The sequence below is a fragment of the Kitasatospora sp. NPDC088391 genome (assembly GCF_044753345.1).
Classification (GTDB): Bacteria; Actinomycetota; Actinomycetes; order Streptomycetales; family Streptomycetaceae; genus Kitasatospora.
The window spans coordinates 583,286-605,588 of sequence record NZ_JBIVNB010000003.1; the positions used below are offsets into that span (position 1 = coordinate 583,286).

Annotated in this window: 23 protein-coding genes, 1 tRNA gene and 1 other RNA gene; 10 read left to right on the top strand and 15 right to left on the bottom strand. The window is 74.1% G+C overall.

Going from position 1 to position 22,303, the window contains the following annotated elements:
* Window positions 1-219 precede the first annotated feature (219 nt).
* The 6 genes from ACIQBJ_RS11310 to ACIQBJ_RS11335 form a co-directional block, all read right to left on the bottom strand.
* Window positions 220-987: a helix-turn-helix domain-containing protein gene (locus tag ACIQBJ_RS11310; RefSeq protein ID WP_400707282.1), complete on the bottom strand. Its 768-nt coding sequence runs from the start codon at window positions 985-987 to the stop codon at window positions 220-222.
* 10 nt (window positions 988-997) lie between these two features.
* A complete protein-coding gene (locus tag ACIQBJ_RS11315; RefSeq protein ID WP_400707285.1) occupies window positions 998-1,300 on the bottom strand; it encodes a hypothetical protein in 303 nt (100 codons plus the stop codon).
* Window positions 1,301-1,959: 659 nt separating this feature from the next.
* On the bottom strand, window positions 1,960-3,924 hold the full coding sequence (locus tag ACIQBJ_RS11320) for a lamin tail domain-containing protein (RefSeq protein WP_400707288.1): 1,965 nt from the start codon (window positions 3,922-3,924) through the stop codon (window positions 1,960-1,962).
* A 119-nt stretch (window positions 3,925-4,043) separates the two neighbouring features.
* Window positions 4,044-5,249 carry a metallophosphoesterase gene (locus ACIQBJ_RS11325; RefSeq protein ID WP_400708123.1) on the bottom strand — a complete coding sequence of 402 codons (1,206 nt, stop codon included), beginning with the start codon at window positions 5,247-5,249 and terminating at the stop codon, window positions 4,044-4,046.
* Between the two features lie 107 nt (window positions 5,250-5,356).
* Window positions 5,357-6,316 (bottom strand): hypothetical protein, encoded by a 960-nt coding sequence (locus ACIQBJ_RS11330; protein WP_400707291.1) that lies wholly within the window; start codon window positions 6,314-6,316, stop codon window positions 5,357-5,359.
* Window positions 6,313-6,693 (bottom strand): PadR family transcriptional regulator, encoded by a 381-nt coding sequence (locus ACIQBJ_RS11335; protein WP_400707294.1) that lies wholly within the window; start codon window positions 6,691-6,693, stop codon window positions 6,313-6,315. Before ACIQBJ_RS11335 ends, ACIQBJ_RS11330 begins: the two co-directional genes overlap by 4 nt.
* A gap of 166 nt (window positions 6,694-6,859) precedes the next feature.
* Between ACIQBJ_RS11335 and ACIQBJ_RS11340 the strand changes: the two genes are divergently transcribed.
* Window positions 6,860-7,306, top strand: coding sequence for an SRPBCC family protein (locus ACIQBJ_RS11340; RefSeq protein ID WP_400707297.1), 447 nt, complete (start codon window positions 6,860-6,862; stop codon window positions 7,304-7,306).
* 195 nt (window positions 7,307-7,501) lie between these two features.
* Here the strand turns inward: ACIQBJ_RS11340 and ACIQBJ_RS11345 are convergent, their stop codons facing one another.
* The 7 genes from ACIQBJ_RS11345 to ACIQBJ_RS11375 form a co-directional block, all read right to left on the bottom strand.
* Window positions 7,502-8,788 carry a phospholipase D-like domain-containing protein gene (locus ACIQBJ_RS11345; RefSeq protein WP_400707301.1) on the bottom strand — a complete coding sequence of 429 codons (1,287 nt, stop codon included), beginning with the start codon at window positions 8,786-8,788 and terminating at the stop codon, window positions 7,502-7,504.
* Window positions 8,789-9,156: 368 nt separating this feature from the next.
* Window positions 9,157-9,513, bottom strand: coding sequence for a hypothetical protein (locus ACIQBJ_RS11350; RefSeq protein ID WP_400707304.1), 357 nt, complete (start codon window positions 9,511-9,513; stop codon window positions 9,157-9,159).
* Window positions 9,510-9,971 (bottom strand): prevent-host-death family protein, encoded by a 462-nt coding sequence (locus tag ACIQBJ_RS11355; RefSeq protein WP_400707307.1) that lies wholly within the window; start codon window positions 9,969-9,971, stop codon window positions 9,510-9,512. The genes ACIQBJ_RS11350 and ACIQBJ_RS11355 overlap by 4 nt, the downstream gene beginning before the upstream one ends.
* A gap of 407 nt (window positions 9,972-10,378) precedes the next feature.
* Window positions 10,379-10,882 (bottom strand): hypothetical protein, encoded by a 504-nt coding sequence (locus tag ACIQBJ_RS11360; RefSeq protein WP_400707310.1) that lies wholly within the window; start codon window positions 10,880-10,882, stop codon window positions 10,379-10,381.
* A 144-nt stretch (window positions 10,883-11,026) separates the two neighbouring features.
* Window positions 11,027-11,446 (bottom strand): PIN domain-containing protein, encoded by a 420-nt coding sequence (locus ACIQBJ_RS11365; RefSeq protein ID WP_400707313.1) that lies wholly within the window; start codon window positions 11,444-11,446, stop codon window positions 11,027-11,029.
* Window positions 11,443-11,721: a CopG family transcriptional regulator gene (locus tag ACIQBJ_RS11370; RefSeq protein ID WP_400707316.1), complete on the bottom strand. Its 279-nt coding sequence runs from the start codon at window positions 11,719-11,721 to the stop codon at window positions 11,443-11,445. The genes ACIQBJ_RS11365 and ACIQBJ_RS11370 overlap by 4 nt, the downstream gene beginning before the upstream one ends.
* A 95-nt stretch (window positions 11,722-11,816) precedes the next feature.
* Window positions 11,817-11,901 (bottom strand) — tRNA-Ser (locus ACIQBJ_RS11375).
* Window positions 11,902-12,043: 142 nt separating this feature from the next.
* On the opposite strand from ACIQBJ_RS11375, the gene ffs reads away from it, so the two are divergent.
* The 8 genes from ffs (at window position 12,044) to ACIQBJ_RS11415 (ending at window position 19,855) form a co-directional block, all read left to right on the top strand.
* Window positions 12,044-12,134: signal recognition particle sRNA small type (gene ffs, locus ACIQBJ_RS11380), an RNA gene on the top strand.
* A gap of 64 nt (window positions 12,135-12,198) precedes the next feature.
* Window positions 12,199-14,409 carry a DNA polymerase III subunit gamma and tau gene (locus ACIQBJ_RS11385; RefSeq protein ID WP_400707319.1) on the top strand — a complete coding sequence of 737 codons (2,211 nt, stop codon included), beginning with the start codon at window positions 12,199-12,201 and terminating at the stop codon, window positions 14,407-14,409.
* A gap of 165 nt (window positions 14,410-14,574) precedes the next feature.
* The gene (locus ACIQBJ_RS11390) at window positions 14,575-14,892 is read left to right on the top strand and encodes a YbaB/EbfC family nucleoid-associated protein (RefSeq protein WP_400708125.1); all 318 of its coding nucleotides are present in this window, start codon (window positions 14,575-14,577) and stop codon (window positions 14,890-14,892) included.
* 305 nt (window positions 14,893-15,197) lie between these two features.
* Window positions 15,198-15,797 carry a recombination mediator RecR gene (gene recR, locus ACIQBJ_RS11395; protein ID WP_400708127.1) on the top strand — a complete coding sequence of 200 codons (600 nt, stop codon included), beginning with the start codon at window positions 15,198-15,200 and terminating at the stop codon, window positions 15,795-15,797.
* Window positions 15,790-16,452 (top strand): DUF5063 domain-containing protein, encoded by a 663-nt coding sequence (locus ACIQBJ_RS11400; protein ID WP_400707322.1) that lies wholly within the window; start codon window positions 15,790-15,792, stop codon window positions 16,450-16,452. Before recR ends, ACIQBJ_RS11400 begins: the two co-directional genes overlap by 8 nt.
* Before the next feature lie 301 nt (window positions 16,453-16,753).
* Complete coding sequence (locus ACIQBJ_RS11405) at window positions 16,754-18,034, top strand: aspartate kinase (protein WP_400707325.1); 1,281 nt, start codon at window positions 16,754-16,756, stop codon at window positions 18,032-18,034.
* Window positions 18,035-18,291: 257 nt separating this feature from the next.
* Entirely contained in the window at window positions 18,292-18,819 is a 528-nt protein-coding gene (locus ACIQBJ_RS11410; RefSeq protein ID WP_400708129.1) for a SigE family RNA polymerase sigma factor, read from the top strand.
* Window positions 18,812-19,855 carry a hypothetical protein gene (locus ACIQBJ_RS11415; RefSeq protein ID WP_400707328.1) on the top strand — a complete coding sequence of 348 codons (1,044 nt, stop codon included), beginning with the start codon at window positions 18,812-18,814 and terminating at the stop codon, window positions 19,853-19,855. The genes ACIQBJ_RS11410 and ACIQBJ_RS11415 overlap by 8 nt, the downstream gene beginning before the upstream one ends.
* A gap of 51 nt (window positions 19,856-19,906) precedes the next feature.
* Here ACIQBJ_RS11415 and ACIQBJ_RS11420 read toward each other — a convergent pair whose 3' ends face one another.
* Window positions 19,907-20,665, bottom strand: coding sequence for an SDR family oxidoreductase (locus ACIQBJ_RS11420; RefSeq protein ID WP_400707331.1), 759 nt, complete (start codon window positions 20,663-20,665; stop codon window positions 19,907-19,909).
* A gap of 140 nt (window positions 20,666-20,805) precedes the next feature.
* On the opposite strand from ACIQBJ_RS11420, the gene ACIQBJ_RS11425 reads away from it, so the two are divergent.
* Window positions 20,806-21,624 carry a helix-turn-helix transcriptional regulator gene (locus ACIQBJ_RS11425; RefSeq protein WP_400707334.1) on the top strand — a complete coding sequence of 273 codons (819 nt, stop codon included), beginning with the start codon at window positions 20,806-20,808 and terminating at the stop codon, window positions 21,622-21,624.
* A gap of 17 nt (window positions 21,625-21,641) precedes the next feature.
* Here the strand turns inward: ACIQBJ_RS11425 and ACIQBJ_RS11430 are convergent, their stop codons facing one another.
* Window positions 21,642-22,235: a hypothetical protein gene (locus ACIQBJ_RS11430; protein ID WP_400707337.1), complete on the bottom strand. Its 594-nt coding sequence runs from the start codon at window positions 22,233-22,235 to the stop codon at window positions 21,642-21,644.
* Between the last annotated feature and the right edge of the window lie 68 nt (window positions 22,236-22,303).

Below are 22,303 nucleotides of genomic sequence, written 5' to 3' on the forward strand. Positions count from 1 at the left end.
CGAGAACCACCGCGAGGGCAGGCGCGGCAAGGGCTTTGATCGTCGTCATGGCGGGTGAGTGTAACTTCGGGGGGGGCCCCCCCCCCCCCCCCCCGCCCCCCCCCCCCCCCCCCCCCCCCCCCGCCCCCCCCCCCCCCCCCCGCCCCCCCCCCCCCGCGGGGGGGGGGCCCGGCCGGCCCCCCCCCCCCCCCCCGCCCCCCGGGGGGGGCCCCACCGTGCTCAGTCCGGGCGGTCCGCCGAGGACGGGGCCGGGGGCGGGGGCAGCACGGTGCTGACCGGCGCGGCCAGCAGCTGCCAGCCGGCGTGGTCGTCCTCCCCGCCCGGTCCGGCCAGCGCGATCGGCAGGCTGAGCCGCACGCTGCCGTCGGCCTGCCGCTCGGCGGTCAGCAGCTCCCGGTACTGGAGCAGCAGGTCGGCGGCCGCGGGGCGGCTGATCCGCATCGCGCTGACCCGGTCCCAGGCCTTCAGCCAGCGGTCGACCTCGGCACTGGGCACCCGGCAGGCGCGGACGAAGTGCTCCAGCAGGCCGCGGCCGGGCATCGCGAGGCCGCGCAGCACCAGGCTCAGGCTGCTGTGCGGGAGCCTCCCGTACCCGCCGGCCCGCTCCTCCAGGGTGCGCAGCGAGGGACGGCCGGTCCGGTTGCGCAACGCGACCATCGCGTCCCGGAGTTCGAACGGGTGCCGGATCAGGTCCAGCGGGACGGCGCGCACGGCGGGCTCCTCGGCCCGCCGGGCGGCCCGCCAGCAGGTGCGCAGCTGCCGCAGTTCGGCGGCGGTGGCGCCGCACCGCTGCCCGTACAGTTCCACCACCTCCAGGGTGGGCAGCACGGCGCCGCCGGCCGCCCGGGAGTAGGTCGAGGGGTGGTGGGGCGTGGTCTCGGCGAGCCGGCGGTACGACAGGCCGGCGCGCCCGCGCAGCGACCGGAGCCGCTGCGCGAGGACGCCGACGTGGGTCGAACCGTCGACCGGCCGTTCGGGCCGGCTCATCGGTTCCGGATCACCCCCGCGCCGCGGACCGGATGCCCGCGGACCGGACGCCCGCGGACCGGACGCCCGCGGGCAGGATGCCCGCGGCCCGGGTGGTGGCCACGGCCCGGGTGCCCACCCAGGCCAGGCCGCCGAGGAGTTCGACCACCATCGCGGTGGACTCGCCGAGGACGGCCAGGGTGATCCCGGACAGGATCACCACGATGATCAGGACGCCCTCGATGCCGGACAGCGAGGGGCGGGGCGTCGGCAGCGGGGGAACGGTCTCCACGCACGGGACGGCGGGACGGCGGTCGCCGGAGGGTTGGCGCATGGTCGGGGAATCTCCAACTCGAGGTGCGGACCGGCCTCGGGCCGGTCGGATACGGACTCCACGCGGGCATCCTGCGGTGAACTCCGGCTTGCCGACCGGGTTCTGATGCCCTTTCACGATGGTCCTACTGTGCCTGGCGGGGCGGTCCGAGTGCCAAGGGTCGCGGCGGGGTTGGTGCGCGCCCGTCCAGTCGGCCGAATCCCCGGCGCGGCGGCCGTTCACGCCGCCATGAGCGGGCGCTACGCAGCGTGCCCGCCCCGAGGGGGTGGTACAGGGGGCGCACTCCGCCCGGCGGACCGCCGCCGACCAGGCGAGACGGGTCAACTGCCGCTCCCGGTCGGCGAGTCGGCGGCGCAAGGTACCACTACTCGGCGTCGAGCGCTAACCCCGCCGGGATTGGTGCGCAACCATCCGCGTTGCCGTTGCCCCCGCCGGTCCGCCGTGTGACCCTGGGCGGCGCAGCGGGTGCTTCGCTCGGCGATCACCCGGTCCCTCGGTGTTACGGACTCCACCAAGACCCAGGGCCCCGGAGGGGGCGGCGTTGCCGCGCCGCGCCCCCTCCCGCACGGAACACGGCCGCGGGCGCCGGACCTGGTGTCCGACGCCCGCGGCCGTGCCGTTCGGTCGCCGCTGCCCGGTCTCCCGGGGTCAGCGGGCGATCAGCAGGGGAAGGTGCCGCTGTACAGCGCGTGGCCGTACGAGGAGCTGCCGGAGCCGAAGCCCTGGATGCCGTCGTCGCTCCAGACCGCCTCGCGGAAGCCGTTGACGCAGGTCGAGGTCGGGGCGAGCGCGAAGCCCTCCAGGTTGTCGACCGGCATCACGGCCGGGTTGGTGTAGGTCACGTCCGGGACGAGCGCGCCGCTCGCGTCGACCTTCAGGAAGGTGTGCGTCTCGCCGCAGGTGTTGTCGCAGGTGGCGACGATCCGCTGGGTGCCGGCGTCGAACATCACGTCCATCACCGAGGTCTTGCCGGTGGCGACGGTGCCGAAGGTGGTGAAGCCGCCGTCCGAGTTCAGGCCGTAGACGTGCAGGGTGCCGTCCCACTCCAGGCCGGCGAAGAACAGGCCCGCGCCGTGCAGCGGGTAGTTCGCCGGGTTGTAGGCGGTGCCGGTCAGCGGGTCGACCCAGCCGTTCGCGGTCAGCCAGCTGTCCGGGACGTAGCCGACGCCCTCGAAGCCCAGGTTGGCGTCGTCCTTGCTGCCGGTGTTCAGCTGCGGGAACTGCGCGGTCATGTCCCACTGGTGGACGGGCGTCAGGACCGATCCGGTGGCCGCCGGGTCGAACTCCATCACGGTGTCCTTGGGGACGGTGTTGTTGCTGTTGTCGCGCTCGGAGGTGACGTAGACGTGGCCGTCGGCGCCGACGGTCAGGCCCTCGGAGTCCGGCTGGCCGGTGCCGCCCGCGAACCGGATCTGCTTGCCGGTCGCGCTCCAGGTCGCGTCCGGCACCCACGTGCCGCCGCTCTTGACCAGCTTGTACAGCCAGTTCTTGTTCTTCGCGGCCCACAGCACGGACGGGTTCGCCGGGTCGAAGGCCAGCCCGCTGACGTCCCGGCCCTCGGGGCCGGTGGAGGTGGTGAACGCGCAGACGTTGTCCGCGATCGTCACGTCGAGGCCGCCCGGCCAGGACAGCGTGCCCGCCGGGGTCGGGCCGGTGCCGCTCGGCGCCTCGGGGGTGCAGCCGCTGGTCAACGCGCCGCCGCCGCCCAGCAGGTGGCCGGTCGGGGTGCCGCCGCCCGGGCCGGAGCCCGAGCAGGAGTTCACCGCGCCGAAGGTCGCGGTCGCGGAGGTCCGGAACCCGGTCGCGCAGCGCTCGTCCGAGGGCGAGGCGCCGGACGCCGCCCAGGTCACCGAGTCGACGGTGTTGCCGCTGCCGTCGAGCAGGAACAGCGAGTCGTTGCCGCCCAGCCCGATCGTCGAGTCGAAGGTCAGGTAGCCGCCGGCCGGGATGCTGCTCGCGGACGGCGCGGAGGAGGAGACCGTCACCGCGGAGTGCGCGGTGTCGTTGTCGACGTACTTCCAGCCGCTGATGCTCACCGCGGCCGAACCGGCGTTGTACAGCTCCACGGTGTCCGAGCCGTCCGAACTCACCTCGTTGATCCGGACCTTGCTCGCGGCCGGCAGGGAGGCCGGGCAGCCCGCGGCGTTCGCCGAGCCGAAGGTGGTCGCCGTGGTCGCGGTCACCCAGGAGCCGGTGCCGTCGCCGCCGCACCGGGCCATCGCCGGCTTGGCCTTCCCGGTGGCCCACTCGACCCGGTCGACCACGGTGCCGTCGGCGGTGTAGATCACCACCTTGTCCGAATCACCCAGCCCCTTGGGCGAGTTGAAGGTGACGAAGCCGCCCGCCGGGATGCTGCTCGCGGACGGGCTGAAGGTCTGCGGCGAGAAGCCGTCGTCGGACATCTTCCAGCCGCTGATGCTCACCGCGGCCGAGCCGGCGTTGTACAGCTCCACCGTGTCGTTGTTCGCGGAGGTGACTTCGTTGATCCGGACGTTCTGGTAGCCGGCCGGGTCGGCCGCCGCCGCGGGCTGCGCGGCGAGCAGCCCGGTGACGACCAGCCCGGAGAAGGTCAGGGACGCGGCGCACACGGAGGCGACGCCGACACGCGAGTGTGAGGTAGGCACGGGGCGGAACTCTGCTGACCCGACGTGGAAACCGCGTGTACGCCGCCTGAACCCCGCCCGCTCCCCGCCGGAACTACAGGTGAGTCGTCGCAGGTCCCGAACCTTCCGCCGACGATCCGTCAGGCCGCGCGGTGGCTCGAATCCCGCTCTTGGCGGAGCGTCAGCAGGCTGATCTCACTGGGCGCGAACACCCGGAACGGCGGCCCCCAGAAGCCGGTGCCGCGACTGGTGTAGAGGCGGGTGCGCTCCCCGTGCCGGCTGAGGCACTGGAGCACCGGCTGGTCGAGCCGGACCAGGTGGTGGAACGGCCAGATCTGGCCACCGTGGGTGTGGCCGGAGATCTGCAGGTCGATCCCGGCGGCGGCCGCGTGCGGGACGAACTTCGGCTGGTGCGCGACCAGCAGGACGGGCAGCTCCGGGTCCGCGCCGGCCAGCGCGCCCGACAGGTCGGTGCGGTGGCCGGCCAGCCCGGAGGACTCGGCGGTCACGTCGTCCACGCCCGCCACCACCAGGCGGTCGCCGCCGCGCTCCACCACCAGGTGGCGGTTGTGCAGCGCCTCCCAGCCCAGTTCGGCCATCCGGTCCAGCCAGCCCTGCGCCTCGCTGCCGTACTCGTGGTTGCCCGTCACGTACACCCGGGCCAGCCGGGCCCGGACCGCGCCGAGCGGCGCGGACTGCTCCCGCCGCTGCCCGGGCGTGCCGTCCGCGATGTCGCCCGCGTGCACCACCAGGTCCGGGTCGAGCGCGTTGACCGCCGCGGTGACCCGGGCCGACCAGGCCGCCCGGTCGATCGGCCCGTAGTGGGTGTCGGCCAGCACCACGACCCTGGTGCCGTCCAGGCCCGCGCCCAGCCGGGGCAGCCGCACCTCGACCTCCCGCACCCGGGGCACCCGCATCGCCTCGTAGTGGCCCCACGCCAGCACGGCCGCCGCCAGCAGCGCGACCGCCACCGCGACGACCCGGCCCGCGCCGCCGACGCCCAGCAGCGCCAGCGCCGCGTCCGCCAGGGCGCCGAGCACCGAGCAGGTGAACAGCACCCACATCACCCCGAGGCCGGTGTCCGCGATCAGGGCCGCCCGGTCGTCGCGGCGCTCCGGCCGGTGCCCCGCCAGCATCAGGAACGGGAACGCCGCCAGCCACCCCAGCACCGCCGCCGTCCCGCCCAGCAGCACCGGCAGCGGCCAGTCCGCCGCCCCGAGCAGCGTCCACCACGGCGGCAGCCCGAGCAGCACCAGGACGCCCACCAGCACCGCGACCCGCCGGGCCGCCGACCGGGGACGCCCCAGCCGCCGCCGTTCGGGCGCCGCCGTCCCCGCCTCGGTCACTCCACTGCCTGCCACGGGCCCGCCCCTCGTCCGCACTGCCGAGCCCCCATCATCCCCCCGCCGGGCCACGGCACTTCGGGCGGTAGGGCACCGGGACGGGCGGACGGTCAGCCGCGCGGGCGGGCGGGCCGGGCCGCCCGGCGCAGGACGCCGAGGACGGCGGCGGCGAGCACCAGCACGGCGGTCAGCGCGCCGCCGCGCAGCAGGTCGTGGTGGTCGACCGGGACGCTGTCGTACAGCGGCGGGGCGACCATGACCGTCCACGGCAGGGCGGCCAGCGCCGCGCCGCCCGCCTGCACCCGGTCGGTGTCCGGGTCGGCCAGCTGCCACCCGACCACCACCGCCGTCACCACGGCGGGCCAGAGCGCGAAGGCGTCCAGCGCGATCCGCAGCGCGGTCGGGAACGCCGTCGCGGTGTGGTCGGTCGGCCAGTGGCCGATCCACACGACGGCGACGGCGCTCATCGGCAGCGCCAGCGCGATCGCGCTGCCCACCGCCCGGGACCGGGTGCGGGCCGCCAGGTCGACCCCGTCCGGCGGCGCGAGCAGCACCAACCCGCCCATCAGCGCCCAGAGTCCGAGCAGTTCCCCGGACGGGCCGGGCAGCACGTCCGGCCCGAGCGGCGCGGCGGCGACCGCCGCCAGCACCAGCGCCCGGGCCCAGCCCCAGCGGCCGAGCACGGCGCCCAGCAGGGCCAGCGCCCACGGGGCGCTCTGCGCGCCGATCAGCGCGGCCTCGGCGAGACCCGCCCGGGAGCCGCGCAGCACCACGCCGGTCAGCAGGTGCACCGCGCCGAGCGCGGCCCCGCCCGCCAGCAGGAACGGGGCGGCCCCGGCGAGCGCCCGGCCCGCCGGGTCGCCGGACCCGATCCGCAGCCGCAGCCGCAGCGCGTGCGCGGCCAGCCGGGCGTACTCCCGCAGCGCGGTGCGGCCGTCGGCGTCCCGCAGCGACTCGGCCAACACGTCCGCGATCTCCGCCCCGTGCGCGGCCCGGTACGCGCGCGGGTAGAGCGACTGCACCGGCAGCCGCCGCAGCAGCGGCTCGTGGGTTCCGTCGAAGCCGTTCACGCCGTCGCCCCGTCCGGTCGGAGCGCGGTGCCGCGCCCGCGCCCGCGGCCGCGCCCGCGGCCGACGGCGAGTCGGCGCTCGGCCTCGGCCGCGCCGGCCCGCAGCCGCAGGGTCTCCTCGGCCAGGGTGTCCCGGCCCCGGCCGGTCAGGGCGAAGGTGCGGCGGAGGCGTCCGCTCACCACCTCCTCGTGGCGCACCTCGACGAGTCCCTGCTGGAGCAGGCGGTCCAGCGCCGTGTAGAGCGTGCCGGTCAGCAGCCTGGTCCGGCCGCCGGTGATCGCCAGGACCTCCTGGACGATCGCGTAGCCGTGCCGGGGTTCGTCGGCCAGGGCGGTGAGAACGAGCCGGGTGGGCTCGGGCAGTTGGCGTTCCGTCATGGGAGCGACAATAGATCAGTCATCTAGATATGTCGACGGACTGCTTATCTCGTCCACAGGAGTCGTCCCCGCCCTGGCCACGGCCGCCGGACAGTGCGATCATCCAGCCGGACGTCCGGAGCCGCGCCGGACACCCTCACCAGCCTTGCCAGACAGGGGAGTCGGCGTGCCGAGCACCGAACTGAGCCGGACCTACGACATCGGGGCGACCCCCGAGGCCGTCCTCGCCCACCTGGCCGAACCCGAGAACTACCTCGGCCTCTCCCCGCTCCTGGTCGAGGTCCGCGACATCCGCCGCGAGGCGGACGTCACCCACTACACCGCCGTCGAGCGCTTCCGCTTCCTCGGCTTGGTCGACCACGACAACGCCATTCGGGTCACCCTCCGCACCGATCCCGCCGGGGCCGCCGTCGGGGGCGACGTGACCAGCCCCGGCGGCGTCCGGATGCGCTACCGCTTCGCCCTCGCCCCGCACACCCCCGGCACCACCCGGGTGACCGACACCCTCCACCTGCACGCCCCGTTCGGCCTGCTCCGCTTCGCCGCCCGCCAGGCCGCCGCCGTCCAGACCGCCCGCGCCCGCATCCTGGCCGAACGCCTCGGCCCCGCCTGAGCCCGGCTCCGGCCCGGTCCGCCGGCAGCGCGTCCGTCACCGCCTCGTGCGGCGGGAGCGCCGCCACGTTCAGGAAGTCGACGTCCCGGACGTCGTCCGAGTCGTGGCCGAGCGTGCTGACCACGGTGTCGATCCGCAGATCCCGGTCGGGCGCCGCCCTCGACCGACCGCGCCTCCTGGAACGGACGTGACCCCCTAGGGAGTCGTCGGCGCGGGAGCGTTCTGCGCGTCGGCGGCGGCCCGCTGCGCCCAGAAGTTCGACCGGTAGGCGTCGTGGACGGCCGGGTCGTCGTACTTGAGCAGCGCCTCGTCGTTGGCGCTCAGCGCCATGTACGTGTAGGTGTGGCTGCCGGTCCAGACGATCTTCCGGTTCGGGAGCCCCTGGTAACCCCCCTCCACCAGTAGGTACTTGGAGTGGGTGGCGGTGCGGCCGGCCGCGTCGTCGTCCAGTTTGTGCAGGGTGATCCCGCCGTACCGGGTGGGCCGGGTGAGCTGCTTGAGGACGTCCGACCCGTTGGTGTCCAGGGTGCGGTAGACGACATCGACGTAGCAGCCGGCGTCGTCGAGCTCCCAGAGCTTCTCGGCCACCTCGACGCGGCTGATCTGGTGCATCGCGACGCGGACCACCGTACGACCGTCGGTCGTGCCGTAGCCGGGCGAGTTGCCGAAGCAGGCCGGCCGGCCGTTCACCGGGGCGGCGACGGCGTTCAGGACGTCGATGACCGGGTCGGTGGCGGCACGCGGGAAGAAGGACACCTGGGCGGGCCCGGCCTGGTACGCCACCGGGTAGTCGGCGACCTGCAGTCCGCGGTCCCGCTGGGCCGCGCTCAGGGCGGCGAAGTAGCCCGCGTAGTCGTTGAACAGCTCCGCGTTCCCGGCCACGGTCATCGCGTCGTTCCACGCCGACTGCCGGTCCCACAGCGTCTGGTTCGCCGAGGTCTGCACCACCACGTCGTCCACCGGCACGGTGCCGGTGGAACTGCCGGTGGTGGAGGAGAACAGCCAGAACTTGTTGTGGTTGTTGCTGTAGTAGGCGTCGGCGGGGTTGGGGTCCTTGGCCAGGCACGCCTCGTGCAGCGGGCAGACGCGCACCCAGGACGTCGCGGTGCTCGGCTGCGCCAGCCCGGCCGCGAGCTTGCCGTAGGACTGCGCGCCCGCCGCGGTGTCCACACTGGTGTGGTCGAGCAGCACCTGGACGTTCACCCCGCGCAGGTGCGCGGCGGACAGCCGGCCCGCCAGCCAGTCGGAGTTCATCGCCCACTGCGAGGTCATGACGGTCGAGCCGGGCACCGCCCCGTCGATCAGGCGCGAGAGCTGCCCGAATATCGCGTCCTGCTTCGCCGGATCGGTCGGATCGTTGAAGACGGGTCCGGTGGTGACCAGCGGCGCCGGGGCCGCCGCGGCCACCGCGCCGCCGGGCGCGGCGGTGACCGCGAGAACCACCGCGAGGGCAGGCGCGGCAAGGGCTTTGATCGTCGTCATGGCGGGTGAGTGTAACTTCGCCCGCCCACCCTCCCCTGCGACGTCACACGACGAAGGCCCGACCCACGGCGGAACGACCGACCGGGCGACGGCCGAACCTGCCCGGGAAACGCCGAAGGCCCGGACCGCAGTTGCGGTCCGGGCCTTCGATCAGGCGGAGGATACGAGATTCGAACTCGTGAGGGGTTGCCCCCAACACGCTTTCCAAATCTCCTGGGCCCCGTTCGCTGAGGTTCACCCCTGTCCTGACCTGCGGCGAATTGCACAGCTGGGCGGCGGCTGAACCTGATGGGACGGGGATGAATGAGACCAGAACTGAGACCACGTCGCCTGTCGCCCGGAGCCGGATCGATCCGCTCCGCTGCCGGTCAGCTGTCCGTGTCCTTGGGATGCCGTGGCGAGGCGTAGACGAGGTGGACGGTCCGGCCCGGCTCGTCGACGAGATAGCGCACGCGCCCGCCGGCGGTCACCTCGTACTCCCACTGCGGTAGTTCGTCCCCACCGAGAGCGCGGGTGGCCAGGCGGCCTCGGAGCCGGTGCTGTCGATCGGAGTCGCTCGTTGCCGTGGGGTCGGTGCGGAGGGCTTCGAAGCAGCGGCGGGTGTTCCCCGGCGCCTCCGTGCAGAGGTCGCCCCACCCTTTGGCGGCCTCGCTGGTGGCGAACCGCAGCCGCCACTCGTCACCGACCGGTGGTGGCGGGACGTCGTCGCCGCGCTTGGGGCTCACGGGGCGAGCACCTCGCCGTGGTCCTCGCCCGGGAGCGGCCCGGTGAGCTGGGCGCTCAGTTCGGGGTCCGCCAGGATCCTGGCGGTGGCACGCCACTCGACGATCGCGCGGTGCAGGTTGGCGTGGACGTCCAGCTCCACCACGTCACGGGTGGCGTTCACGAGATCGACGACGAACTCGCGCACCTCCTCGGCCGACAGGTGCCGGGTCCAGGGGAAGACCTCGGGGAGGGCGAGCAGGACCGCGCGCGCACCCTCGTCGCTGGTGATCAGGGCCGCGAACAGCCGCGCGGTGACATCCGCGGTCTCCTCGCGCTGACGGTCGTGGCGTTCGGTGGTCAGGTACAGGTCTTCGCCGTCGCGGCGGGTGACGTGGACGCGCTGCGCCTGCTCGACGGTGTCTGCGACGCGCTTCGAGTTCTTCGACAGGTCGGAGAACGACACGGTGAGAGCGGACATGCGGCTACGCTACTTCGGAATATGTTCCGAAGTCAACGGGCGGATTCATGGCGTTCGCCGCCGCGCTGCTCCGATCGACGAGGGCGGTCCTGCGGCCGACGTGGTGCACTCCTGACGCGATCCCGGCGCGTCGTGTCGAGCGGTGCCGAACGGCTGCCCGGGAAACGCCGAAGGCCCGGACCGCAGTTGCGGTCCGGGCCTTCGATCGGGCGGAGGATACGAGATTCGAACTCGTGAGGGGTTGCCCCCAACACGCTTTCCAATTCTCACGAACGCTGTCCGCCGGGGTTCACGCCCGTCCTGATCTGCGGCGGAGGGGCCGGCTGGGCGGCGGCTGAACCTGGCCGGACGGGGGTGAATGAGGCCAGAACTGAGACCAGGTCTCGTCCTCTGGTGCTCATCCTGGGCTAGCTCAAACTCTTCCGGCGGGCGCGCAGGGAGTAGGTGGTGTTGTGCCCCGGCCGGGTACTGCTGCCCCAGCCACCCGAGGTGGCGATGTCCCACCCTCGTTGGGTTCGCATCTGGTTGGCGAAGGTTCGTAGGTCTTCGATGGCGCAGTCGCAGTCCAGCTCGAGCTCGATGTCCACATAGCTGGCGTTGGGCTTCGTCTCGTAGGGCGAGAGCTTCCAGCGGACCAGGTGTTTGTGCTCGGCCAGCCCGGTGCGGCCCTGGTCGTGGATGATGCCGTGGGCGCGGGCGTACTCGTCCAGGTCGTCGATGACGAACAGGTGGCTGCTCCACTCGCCCGGCCAGACTGCGTACAGGGAGGACTTGCCGCTCCGCGCTCGTTCGTAGGTCCCGGAGTCGATGCCGTGGGAGACGGTGCCGTTTTCCGAAATCTCGATGTAGCAGGTGGTTCGGCTTGTGTACGGGAAGTCCCTGCCCGCAGCAGCGGCGCTTCTTGGCTGCATCGTTGCCTCTCCTGCCGCGCCCTGTCGAAGTGATGGATCCGGCGCAGTGTTCGTTGGTCTCACGGGTGCATCGGCAGCTACTTCGAGCCGCCGAGAGGAAGGTTCGCTGATCGTTCCACCAAGCGAGGGGGCAGGGAAGCGCAGTTAGACCTTCACCACCACGACGTGGTCCGGCAGCAGCCTCTCCAGGTCCTCCGGGTCGGAGGTGAAGACTGTCACCTGGCCCCGCTGCCGCAGTGCCACCACCGCGAGCACGGCGTCGATCGCGTACTTGTGCCCGTGCAGCCCGGCATCGGCCAGCAGTCGACGTGCCTGTCGCGCCTCGTCCTGGCCGAGTTCGGCGACGTTCACCCGCGACAGGATCCAGTCCCAGCGCTGCTCCGTGGTCCGTGCGTCGTACGCCTCGACCAGGGTCATGGGCGAGGTGACGATCTCCGCCTCGCCGCGTGCGGCGAGATCGAGCCGGGCGATCATCATTCGGTCACCGCGGACCGCGAGCGACAGCGCTTCGCTGTCCAGCACGAAGACGCGCAGTCGCCGGACCTCCTCACCGCGCTTCTTCACGCGGCCGCCCCGCTGCTCTTGCCACGGGCCGTGCGGCGCCGGTCGTGCTCGGCGTCCAGGTCGTCCAGTTCCGCGTAGGCGGCAGCCCGTTCGTCACTGCTCACCGGTCCGTGCTCCTCCTCAAGCCAGACGACCAGTTCCTGCAGGCGGTCGCGGTCGCGCTTGGCCCGGAGGGCGTCGGCGACGTAGGCGGAGAGGCCGCGATCGGCACTGTCCGCGCGGATCTCGTCCAGCAGTTCCTCGGGGAGGGTGACGGTGACCTTCTTGGATGCCATACAAGTCACCATACTCGCCGTATCCCAGGGTGGCCTGGCTTTTCGGGAAACGCCGAAGGCCCGGACCGCAACAGCGGTCCGGGCCTTCGATCAGGCGGAGGATACGAGATTCGAACTCGTGAGGGGTTGCCCCCAACACGCTTTCCAAGCGTGCGCCCTAGGCCTCTAGGCGAATCCTCCGTGGGAGAGCTTAGTACATGTCGAGGGGTGGTTGCGACCACGGTCTCGCAGGTGGGCGGCCGGGGGCGGCCTGCGGATCGGAGTCGGGGGAGTTCGGGGGTGGGTGGGGGGAGTGGGGGCGGGGATCCGCTACTCTTGGGGCAGCCCCTCGTGTGGCGTTATCTCTCTGAACCCCCCCAGGGCCGGAAGGCAGCAAGGGTAGGAGGGCTCTGACGGGTGCGCGAGGGGTCCTTGCGTTTTCGGGGCCGGGGTGGCGGGGTGCCCCGTTTGTCGGCCGGGCCCGATATCTTCGGGGGCGTGTCCCTAGCCCTGTACCGCCGCTACCGCCCCGAGACCTTCGCGGAGGTCATCGGGCAGGAGCACGTGACCGTCCCGCTCCAGCAGGCCCTGCGCAACAACCGGGTCAACCACGCGTACCTGTTCAGCGGTCCGCGCGGCTGCGGCAAGACGACCAGTGCCCGCATCCTCGCCCGCTGCCTGAACTGCGAGCAGGGCCCGACGCCGGAGCCCTGCGGCGAGTGCCAGTCCTGCCGGGACTTGGCGACCGGCGGCCCCGGCTCGATCGACGTGATCGAGATCGACGCGGCCTCGCACGGCGGTGTGGACGACGCCCGCGACCTGCGGGAGCGGGCGTTCTTCGCGCCGGTGCACAGCCGGTACAAGATCTTCATCCTGGACGAGGCGCACATGGTGACCTCGGCCGGCTTCAACGCGCTGCTGAAGGTGGTGGAGGAGCCGCCGGAACACCTGAAGTTCATCTTCGCCACCACCGAGCCGGAGAAGGTGATCGGGACGATCCGGTCCCGGACGCACCACTACCCGTTCCGGCTGGTGCCGCCCGGCACGCTGCGCGACTACCTGGCGCAGGTCTGCGGGCGGGAGGGCATCCAGGTCGAGGACCCGGTGTTCCCGCTGGTGGTGCGGGCCGGCGCCGGTTCGGTGCGCGACTCGATGTCGGTGATGGACCAGCTGCTGGCGGGCGCCGACGAGGGCGGAGTGACGTACCGGATGGCGACCTCGCTGCTCGGGTACACCGACTCCGCGCTGCTGGACGAGGTGGTGGACGCCTTCGCCGCGCAGGACGGGGCGACGGTGTTCCAGGTGGTCGACCGGGTGGTCGAGGGCGGGCACGACCCGCGCCGGTTCGTCACCGACCTGCTGGAGCGGCTGCGCGACCTGGTGATCCTGGCGACGGTGCCGGACGCGGGGGAGAAGGGCCTGATCGACGCCCCGGCCGACCGGGTCGCCGTGATGCAGGCCCAGGCCGACCGCTTCGGCCGGGCCGAACTGAGCCGCGCCGCGGACCTGGTGAACACCGGCCTGACCGAGATGCGCGGCAACGCGGCCCCCAGGCTGCAACTGGAGCTGATCTGCGCCCGGGTGATGCTGCCCGGCGCGTACGGGGACGAGCTGTCGACGCAGGCCCGGCTGGACAAGCTGGAGCGCCGGGCGTCGGCCGGTGGCTTCGCCGCCCCGGCGACGGCCCCGCCGATGGCTCCGCCGGTGGCCTTCCAGTCGCCCGCCGCCCAGCCGCCCGCGGCCCCGATGCCCGCCGCCCCGATGCCCGAGCCCGTCGCGCCGATGGCCCCCCAGGCCGCCCCGGTGCAGCAGGCCCCCGCGCCCGCCGCCCCGGCCGGCCCCGCCCCGGGCGCCTGGCCGATCCCGCGCAGCTTCGCCCCCGGCGAGCAGCCGGCGTCCCAGGCGGCCCAGGCCACCCCGGCGGCCCCGACGGCCCCGGCGGTGCCCGCCCCGCAGCCGGAGCCCGCCGCACCCCAGCAGGCCCAGCCGCAGGCGGCGCAGCCCGCACCCCAGCACGTGACCCAGCAGATCGCGCAGCCCCCGATGTCCCAGCAGCCGTCCGCCGCGGCCCAGCAGGGCGCGGGGCAGATCCGGCAGATGTGGCCGCAGATCCTGGAGGCGGTGAAGAACCGCCGCCGGTTCACCTGGATCCTGCTGAGCCAGAACGGCCAGGTGGCGGGGTTCGACGGCAGCACCCTGCAGGTCTCGTTCGTGAACGCGGGCGCCCGCGACAGCTTCGTCGGCAGCCACAGCGACGACGTGCTGCGGCAGGCGCTGACGGACGCGCTGGGCGTGGACTGGCGGGTGGACTGCATCGTCGACCCCTCGGGCGCGACGAACCCGCCCGCGGCGCAGTCCGCGCCCGCCCCGGCCGCCCCGCCCGCGGGCGGGGGGTGGGGCGCCCCGGCCCGTCCGGCCGCCCCGGTGCAGGCCGCGCCCCCGGTGCAGGCCCCGAGCGCCCCCGTCCCGCCGCCCGCCGTCCAGCAGCCCGTGGCGCCCCCGGTGCAGGCCCCGCCGGTGCGGCAGGCCCCGGTCGGGCCTGCGGCACCCGTGCCGCAGGCGCAGGGCCCGTCGGGGGTCGCGCCGGAGGACGACGTGCCGGAGGAGGACGACCCGGACCTGAACGAGGACGTGTTCTCGGCGCAGGAGCTGATCGTCCGCGAGCTGGGGGCGACGGTGCTGGAGGAGATCCACCACCGCCAGGGCTGAGCGGTCGGCCGGCGGATCGAACTGACGTGGTGCCGACGGGCGGCCGCGTAGGCTCGGGGACGAGGTGCCGGCGCGGGCGCTCCCGGGGTTCCGGGGCGGTCCGGACCGGCGCGTGAGTGGCGAAGGATCGAGGAGAGTTCCGTGTTCCCTGGTGGCCAGCCCAACATGCAGCAGCTGCTGAAGCAGGCGCAGAAGATGCAGGAGGAGCTCGGCCGGGCTCAGAAGGAGCTGGCCGAGACGCACGTGTCCGGGTCCGCGGGCAGCGGCCTGGTCGAGGCGACGGTGACGGGTGCGGGCGAGCTGGTCTCGCTGGTCATCTCCCCGTCGGCGGTCGACCCGGAGGACACCGAGACCCTGGCCGACCTGGTGGTGGCGGCGGTGCGGGACGCGAACGCGGCCGCGCAGAAGCTCCAGGCGGAGCGGATGGGCCCGCTGACCCAGGGCCTGGGTGGCGGCGGCGGCATCCCCGGCCTGCCGTTCTGACCCGGGCACCGGCCCGCATCCAGCCGTCGGCCCGCACCCGGCGGGTGGCCTGAACCCGGCCGACAGGCCGAAGAGGGCCACGGACGGCGGAGAACGGCGGAGAACGGCGGAGGACGGCCAAGGACGGCCGAGAGCGGCCGAGGCCGTTCAACGCCCGGCCGGAAGCGGAAGCTCCCGGAGCACGGGTTGTGTGATTTATGCGCGAGTAGGGCGTCGGGCGGTGTGTCCGACGCCCGATTCGTTGGATGATGGCACCGGAGGACGGGCACCTGGGTGCGGTCCCCGGTCGAGGGAAGGCGTGGCGGGTGTACGAGGGCGTGGTGCAGGACCTGATCGACGAGCTGGGCAGGCTGCCCGGGGTCGGTCCGAAGAGCGCCCAGCGGATCGCCTTCCACATCCTGCAGGCCGATCCGGTGGACGTCCGGCGGCTGGCGCACGCGCTGCAGCAGGTGAAGGAGAAGGTCCGGTTCTGCGCGGTCTGCGGCAACGTCGCGGAGGCCGAGCAGTGCCGGGTCTGCCTGGACCCGCGGCGCGACCTCTCGGTCGTCTGCGTGGTGGAGGAGCCCAAGGACGTGGTGGCGATCGAGCGGACGCGCGAGTTCCGCGGCCGCTACCACGTGCTGGGCGGGGCGATCAGCCCGATCGAGGGCGTCGGCCCGGACGACCTGCGCATCCGCGAGCTGATGACGCGGCTCGCGGACGGCACGGTCACCGAGCTGATTCTGGCCACCGACCCCAATCTGGAGGGGGAGGCGACCGCGACCTACCTGGCCCGGCTGTGCAAGCCGATGGGTCTGAAGGTCACCCGGCTGGCGAGCGGACTGCCCGTCGGCGGGGACTTGGAGTACGCCGACGAGGTCACCCTCGGCCGGGCGTTCGAAGGGAGACGACTGCTCGATGTCTGACCGTACCGACACCTCTGAACTGCCGGGTCCGCTGGGCCGGACCGACGCCCCGGACGACTTCGCGGTGCAGATCGCGGACTCGGTGGAGAGCTTCGTGCTCGCGGTCACCGAGGTGGCCAAGGGCGACGAGCCGGGCAGCGCGATCTCCTTGCTGCTGCTGGAGGTGTCGCAGCTGCTGCTGGCGGGCGGCCGGCTGGGCGCGATCGAGGACGTGCTGCCGGAGGACCGCTTCGAGCCGGACGCCGGCCCGGAGCCGGACGGGGTGGAGCTGCGCGAGCGGCTCGCCGAACTGCTGGCGCCGATCGACGTCTACCACGAGGTCTTCGACCCGTACGGGCCGCCGGAGAAGCCGAGCGCGTTCCGGATCTCGGACGACCTGGCGGGCGTGGTCAGCGAGTTGAGCCACGGCCTGACGCACTACCGCGAGGGCCGGGTCTCCGAGGCGCTGTGGTGGTGGCAGTTCTCGTACCTGTCCAACTGGGGCTCGACCTGCACGGCGGTGCTGCGCGCGCTGCAGTCGCTGATCGCGCACGTGCGGCTGGACTCGCCGCTGGGCGCGGTGCCGGACGGCGCGGACACCGACGACGACGGGCTGACGGATGAGCAGTTGGAGCAGCAGGCCGGCGACCTGATGGCCGCCGAACTCGGCCTGTAGCCGAGCACGCCCCCCCGCACGACCGCGACCGCGCGCCCGCACGACCACCGGCCCGCCCCCTCGCACGACCGCCCGCCCCGGTGTGACGCAACAGTCACCCGGGGCGGCGCGGTGAAGAATCCGGGACGGTGGCCGGGGCGCGGGCGGCGATTCTTCGGGGCGGGCGGTCGGGGCCCGCAGACCTGCCGGTCGGCGGTGACCGGAGTTCGATATGCGCATCTCACCATGTGAAAGGCGTCGGACGGGCCACCCCCGCTCGTTAGACTGGCCGCGACCTACCACCCCGAGTCGAGGAGCCCCCGTGGGCCTTGTCGTGCAGAAGTACGGCGGCTCGTCCGTCGCGGATGCCGAAGGCATCAAGCGCGTCGCCCGCCGCATCGTGGACACCAGGAAGGCCGGTCACGAGGTCGTCGTCGTGGTCTCCGCGATGGGCGACACCACGGACGAACTCATCGAGCTCGCGGAGCAGGTGACGCCCATTCCGTCCGGCCGCGAGTTCGACATGCTGCTGACGGCCGGCGAGCGCATCTCGATGGCCCTGCTGGCGATGGCGATCCGGACGCTGGGCTTCGACGCCCAGTCGTTCACCGGCAGCCAGGCCGGCGTGATCACCGACGCGACCCACAACAAGGCCCGCATCATCGACGTGACGCCGGGTCGGATCCGCAACGCCCTGGACGAGGGCAACATCGCGATCGTGGCCGGGTTCCAGGGCGTGTCGCAGGTCTCCAAGGACATCACCACGCTGGGCCGCGGCGGCTCGGACACCACCGCGGTGGCGCTGGCGGCCGCGCTGGGCGCCGAGGTCTGCGAGATCTACACCGACGTGGACGGCGTGTTCACCGCCGACCCGCGGGTGGTCAAGAAGGCCCGCAAGATCGACTGGATCGCCTTCGAGGACATGCTGGAGCTGGCCTCGTCCGGCTCGAAGGTGCTGCTCGACCGCTGTGTGGAGTACGCGCGGCGCTACAACATCCCGATTCACGTACGATCGTCGTTCTCCGGTCTCCCGGGGACGATCGTCAGCGGCACCAACCCGAACCAGCCCGAAGGGGGCGAGATGGAGCAGGCCATCATCTCCGGAGTCGCCCACGACACGTCGGAGGCCAAGGTCACCGTCGTCGGCGTGCCCGACAAGCCGGGCGAGGCGGCCCGGATCTTCCGCGCGATCGCGGATGCCGAGGTCAACATCGACATGGTCGTGCAGAACGTGTCGGCCGCAGCCACCGGCCTGACCGACATCTCCTTCACGCTGCCCACCAACGAGGGCCAGAAGGCGATCGACGCGCTGAACCGGGTCAAGGAGGGCATCGGCTACGAGTCGCTGCGCTTCGACGACGCGATCGGCAAGATCTCGCTGGTCGGCGCGGGCATGCGGTCCAACCCGGGCGTCACCGCGACCTTCTTCGAGGCGCTGTCCGAGGCGGGCGTCAACATCGAGCTGATCTCCACCTCGGAGATCCGGATCTCGGTGGTCACCCGTGCGGAGGACGTGCCGGAGGCCGTCCGCGCCGTGCACTCCGCGTTCGGCCTGGACAGCACGGGCGACGAGGCGATCGTCTACGGCGGCACCGGCCGCTGAGCCGGGGTCCGCACAGCGCGACGGTTGTGTGCGGGACGGGTGAAGCGGACCCGGCCCGTCCGCCGGGTCTGCCAGAATCCCCCTTCGGAGCGGGTGTGCTCCGGAGGGGGATTTCCTCTCCGTCGAATCCGTCGGAGAACGTCCTCCGGCGGGGGCAACCAGGACAGGGGTTCGTGTGTCCAACCAGCGTGAGGAACGTGACGGGGGCGGCGGTGGCGTTCACCCTGCCCGGGGCGGCCCGGCGGGCCGGTAGTCGGATGGGCTTTGCTGCGGCGGCAGCGGACGCGACCGGGGCCAGCGTCGACCAGCTCACCGACACCTACCGGGCCCACTACCGTTCACTGCTGCGGCTCGCCGCCCTGCTGCTCGACGACCTGTCCTCGTGCGAGGACGTCGTGCAGGAGGCTTTCATCCGGGTGCACGCCGCCCGGCGCCGGGTCCGTGACCCGGAGAAGACCCTCGCCTACCTGCGGCAGACCGTGGTCAACCTGTCCAGGTCCACGCTCCGCCGCCGCCTGCTCGGCCTGCGGCTGCTGCCCAAGCCGATGCCTGACATGGCCAGTGCAGAAGAAGGGGCCTACGATGCGCTGGAGCGCGACGCACTGAAGGCCGCGCTCCGGGGGTTGCAACGCCGTCAGCGGGAGGTGCTGGTGCTGCGCTACTACGCCGACCTGACGGAGGCCCAGGTCGCCGAGGTGCTCGGCATCTCCGTCGGCTCCGTCAAGGCGTACGGCTCGCGCGGACTCGCCGCCCTCCGGGTGCGGCTGGAGACCGGCGATGAGTGAACCCCACCGCCCCGACCCCGGGGCCGGACTGACCGAGGACCAGCTCCGCGCCCGTCTGCACCGCGCCGTCGCCGCCGTCGAGCCCGGGCCCGGCGCGCTGCCCCGGCTGCGCACCGCCGTGCCGCGCCGCCGGGCCGCCCGGCGGCGGGCGCTGGGCGGTGCCGCGGTGCTGGCCGCCGCCGTCGCGGTGCTGCCGGTGGTGAACGCCACCGGGCCGTTCGACCTGTCCGGCGACCCGGCGGGCGGCCCGGCCGTGCCCGCGCCGCCGCCCGGCCCCACCCCCTCCGCCGGCGGCCGCAGCGCCCACCCGCACTCCGGCACCGGCGAACCCGTGATCGGCCCGGGCGGCGGCGCGAGCCCCGCGGCGAGCACCTCCACCGAGCCCGGCCCCGGCACGGCCGCCGCGGTGCCGGCCTGCGAGCCCGCCGACCTCGGCCGGGCCGCGGCCCAGCAGGCGGTGGCCGATCCGGCGGGCCGGGTCTACGGCTGGTTCCAGCTGACCAACACCACCGCCCGCGCCTGCCGGGTCCAGGGCCCGGGGCGGCTCGACCTCGCGGGCGCCGCCACCGGCGTCCAACTGCTCGCGCACACCGTCGGCGACCCGGCCGGTTCACTGGCCGACCCGGCCGCCCTGCCGTCCGGGCTGCTGCTCGGCCCCGGCAGCGCCTACCTGGTGCGCTTCGCCTGGGTGCCGACCCGCTGCGGCGACCCCACGACGACGCCCAGCGGGCCGAGCAGCACCCAGCCCGTGCCGGCCGCGGCCTCCCTCGCCGCGCCCGCCGCCGACCCGGGCCCGGCGCAGCCGCTGACGGCCGTCGCGGCCGACCCCAGCCCGACCGGCACCCCGACGCCCGGCCCGACGCCCGGCCCGACCCCGCCGACCGGCCCGGTCCTCGGTTACGTGCCCGACCGGGCCACCGCCCCGGCCGCCACCACCGCGCTGCCGTCCGACTGCGGCGGCACCGTCTACTTCACCGGCCCGGAGCCGGCCCCCGTCCCGGCGGGTGCGGCCCCGAGCCCGACCCAGGGCGCCTGACGGAGACTGACGGGTCCTCAGGCCTGGCGGGCCCTCGGTCCTGCCGGGTCCTCAGGCCTGCCGGGTCGGGAGCACCACCAGGTGGCGCAGGTTGACGTGGCGGGGGCGGCTGGCGGCGTAGCCGACCAGGTCGGCGACGTCGGCGGGGGCGAGCGGGCCGATGGCGTCGAACATCGCGCCGAGCTGGCCGTCCGGGCCGAGCGCCGGGTTGTCGATGTGCGAGCCGAGTTCGGTGTCGGTCAGGCCGGGCTCGATGTTGGTGACCCGGACGCCGCGCGGGCCGTACTCGGTGCGCAGCCCGGCCGCGAGCTGGGTGAGGGCGGCCTTGGTGGCGCCGTACACCGCGTAGCCGGGGAAGACCACGTGCGCGCCGATCGAGGAGACGGTGACCAGGTCGGCGGTGGCGCCGGCCGCGGCGGCCGCGACCAGGTCGGGGCCGAAGGCGCGGATCACCCGCAGCACGCCGGTGACGTTGGTGTCGAGCATCCGGGTCCACTCGTCGATCCGGCCGTCGTCGACCGGGTTCGGCAGCATCACCCCGGCCGCGTTGACCACCAGGTCGACCGGCCCGAACGCCGCGGCGACCCGCTCCCGGGCGGCGTCCACGGAGTCCTGGTCGGTGACGTCGGCGGCCACCGGCAGGGCGTTCGGGCCGAGTTCGGCGGCGAGGGCGGCCAGCCGGTCGGCGCGCCGGGCCAGCAGGGCGACCCGGGCCCCGTCGGCGGCGAGCCGGCGGGCGGTGGCCTCGCCGATGCCGCTGGCGGCCCCGGTGACGACGGCGGTTCGGGTGTTCAGGGTGTCGTACCGCATGGGTGGTGCTCCTGTTCCGTTCTCCGGGTTTGCGCGCCGGTGCGCACCGACGAGTCTGGTCCGCGCCCGTGGTCCCGCCCAGGGCTGAACTTTTCCTGGGTCCGCCGGTCCCACCCTCGCGGCCGCCGTAGGGTCGGCCCATGAGTGCAGCACTGGGGGAGTTCCTGCGGCAGCGCCGGGCCGCGGTCCGGCCGTCCGAGCTGGGCCTGCCCGAGCACGGCCGGCGCCGCCGGGTGCCGGGGCTGCGCCGGGAGGAGGTCGCGCAGCTGGCCGGGGTGAGCGTCGACTACTACGTCCGGCTGGAGCAGGGCCGGGGCGACGGGGTGTCGGCCGAGGTGCTGGACGCGGTGGCCCGGGTGCTGCGGCTGGACGGCGTCGAGCGGGGCCACCTGCACGCGCTGGCCCGGCCGCCGCGGGAGGCGCCCCGGCCGGGGCCGGAGGAGGTCCGCCCGGGGCTGCGGCTGGTGCTGGACGCGCTGGGCTCGCCCGCGTTCGTGCTGGGCCGGTGCATGGACGTGCTGGCCTGGAACGCCCCGGGCGACGCCGTGCTGGGGTTCTCGGCGCTGCCGCCCGCGGCGCGCAACACCGCCCGGCAGGTCTTCCTGACCGGGGCGGGCCGGGACCTGTACCCGGAGTTCGGGCAGGTCGCGGCCGACACCGTCGCCTTCCTGCGGGTGGCCGCGGGCCGGTACCCGGGGGACCGGGCGCTGGCCGCGCTGATCGCCGAACTCACGGCCGGCAGCCCGCTGTTCGCCGAGCTGTGGGCCCGGCACGGGGTGCGCGAGAAGTCGCACGGCCGCAAGCTGCTGTGGCACCCGCTGGCCGGTGAACTCGACTTCGGCTACGAGACCCTGGCCCCGCCCGGCGAGCCGGGGCTGTGCCTGGTCGTCTACACCGCCGAGCCGGGGTCGGCGACGGCCGAACGGGTCGCCCGACTGGCCGCGCCCGTCCGGGGCTGAGGCCGGGCCGGCGGCGCTCAGATGCCGAGCGAGCGGGCCCGGCCGCGGGCGCTGTCCAGCAGGGCGTGCACCTCGGCCTGCCGCCGCCCGGGGCGGTCGTTCCAGACGTCCGGGGACGGCACGGGCCGGCCGGTGGCGTGCAGCACCTCCATCACCTGGGCGCGGGCCCGGCGGACGGTGTAGGCGGTGCCGTAGCCGTGCGCGAGGACGGCGGTCTGCGCGCCCAGCAGGCAGACCCGGCCGGCGCCGTCCCAGAGCGCGCCCTGGGTCCAGCCCGCCTCGGCCAGGTAGCGGGAGGTCAGCTCCAGGTGCCCGGCGACGCTGATCTCCACCGGCCGGGCCGGGCGGCGGACCAGCCGGTCCAGCAGCGAGCGGCCGGGCAGCGGGTGGCCGTGGTTCCAGGGCTGCCGCACCGAGCCGTGCCGGGCGGGCTTCCCGGGCGCGGCCGGGTGCCCGGGGCGCTCCGAGCGCTCCGGGGCCGGGGCCGGTGCGGGGGCGGGCAGGCCCGCCAGGTACTGCTCGATCTCCTCGACCAGGCCCAGTTCGCGGGCGAGGCGGTGCGGGTCCAGCAGGTCGAACGGGGGCGCGGGAACGGGGGCGGGGACGGGCACGGCGGACTCCTCCGGGTCGTTCTGTCCGTATATGTACCTTTCCCGTTGATAGACCGTCAGGAGCCGCA

What these genes read in the sequence shown, in the direction of transcription:
- ACIQBJ_RS11310 (WP_400707282.1), bottom strand. Translation starts at nt 987, where the DNA reads ATGAGCCGGCCCGAACGGCCGGTCGACGGTTCGACCCACGTCGGCGTC.
- ACIQBJ_RS11315 (WP_400707285.1), bottom strand. Translation starts at nt 1,300, where the DNA reads ATGCGCCAACCCTCCGGCGACCGCCGTCCCGCCGTCCCGTGCGTGGAG.
- ACIQBJ_RS11335 (WP_400707294.1), bottom strand. Translation starts at nt 6,693, where the DNA reads ATGACGGAACGCCAACTGCCCGAGCCCACCCGGCTCGTTCTCACCGCC.
- ACIQBJ_RS11345 (WP_400707301.1), bottom strand. Translation starts at nt 8,788, where the DNA reads ATGACGACGATCAAAGCCCTTGCCGCGCCTGCCCTCGCGGTGGTTCTC.
- ACIQBJ_RS11355 (WP_400707307.1), bottom strand. Translation starts at nt 9,971, where the DNA reads ATGTCCGCTCTCACCGTGTCGTTCTCCGACCTGTCGAAGAACTCGAAG.
- ACIQBJ_RS11360 (WP_400707310.1), bottom strand. Translation starts at nt 10,882, where the DNA reads ATGCAGCCAAGAAGCGCCGCTGCTGCGGGCAGGGACTTCCCGTACACA.
- ACIQBJ_RS11370 (WP_400707316.1), bottom strand. Translation starts at nt 11,721, where the DNA reads ATGGCATCCAAGAAGGTCACCGTCACCCTCCCCGAGGAACTGCTGGAC.
- ACIQBJ_RS11390 (WP_400708125.1), top strand. Translation starts at nt 14,575, where the DNA reads ATGCAGCAGCTGCTGAAGCAGGCGCAGAAGATGCAGGAGGAGCTCGGC.
- ACIQBJ_RS11400 (WP_400707322.1), top strand. Translation starts at nt 15,790, where the DNA reads ATGTCTGACCGTACCGACACCTCTGAACTGCCGGGTCCGCTGGGCCGG.
- ACIQBJ_RS11410 (WP_400708129.1), top strand. Translation starts at nt 18,292, where the DNA reads ATGGGCTTTGCTGCGGCGGCAGCGGACGCGACCGGGGCCAGCGTCGAC.
- ACIQBJ_RS11415 (WP_400707328.1), top strand. Translation starts at nt 18,812, where the DNA reads ATGAGTGAACCCCACCGCCCCGACCCCGGGGCCGGACTGACCGAGGAC.
- ACIQBJ_RS11420 (WP_400707331.1), bottom strand. Translation starts at nt 20,665, where the DNA reads ATGCGGTACGACACCCTGAACACCCGAACCGCCGTCGTCACCGGGGCC.
- ACIQBJ_RS11425 (WP_400707334.1), top strand. Translation starts at nt 20,806, where the DNA reads ATGAGTGCAGCACTGGGGGAGTTCCTGCGGCAGCGCCGGGCCGCGGTC.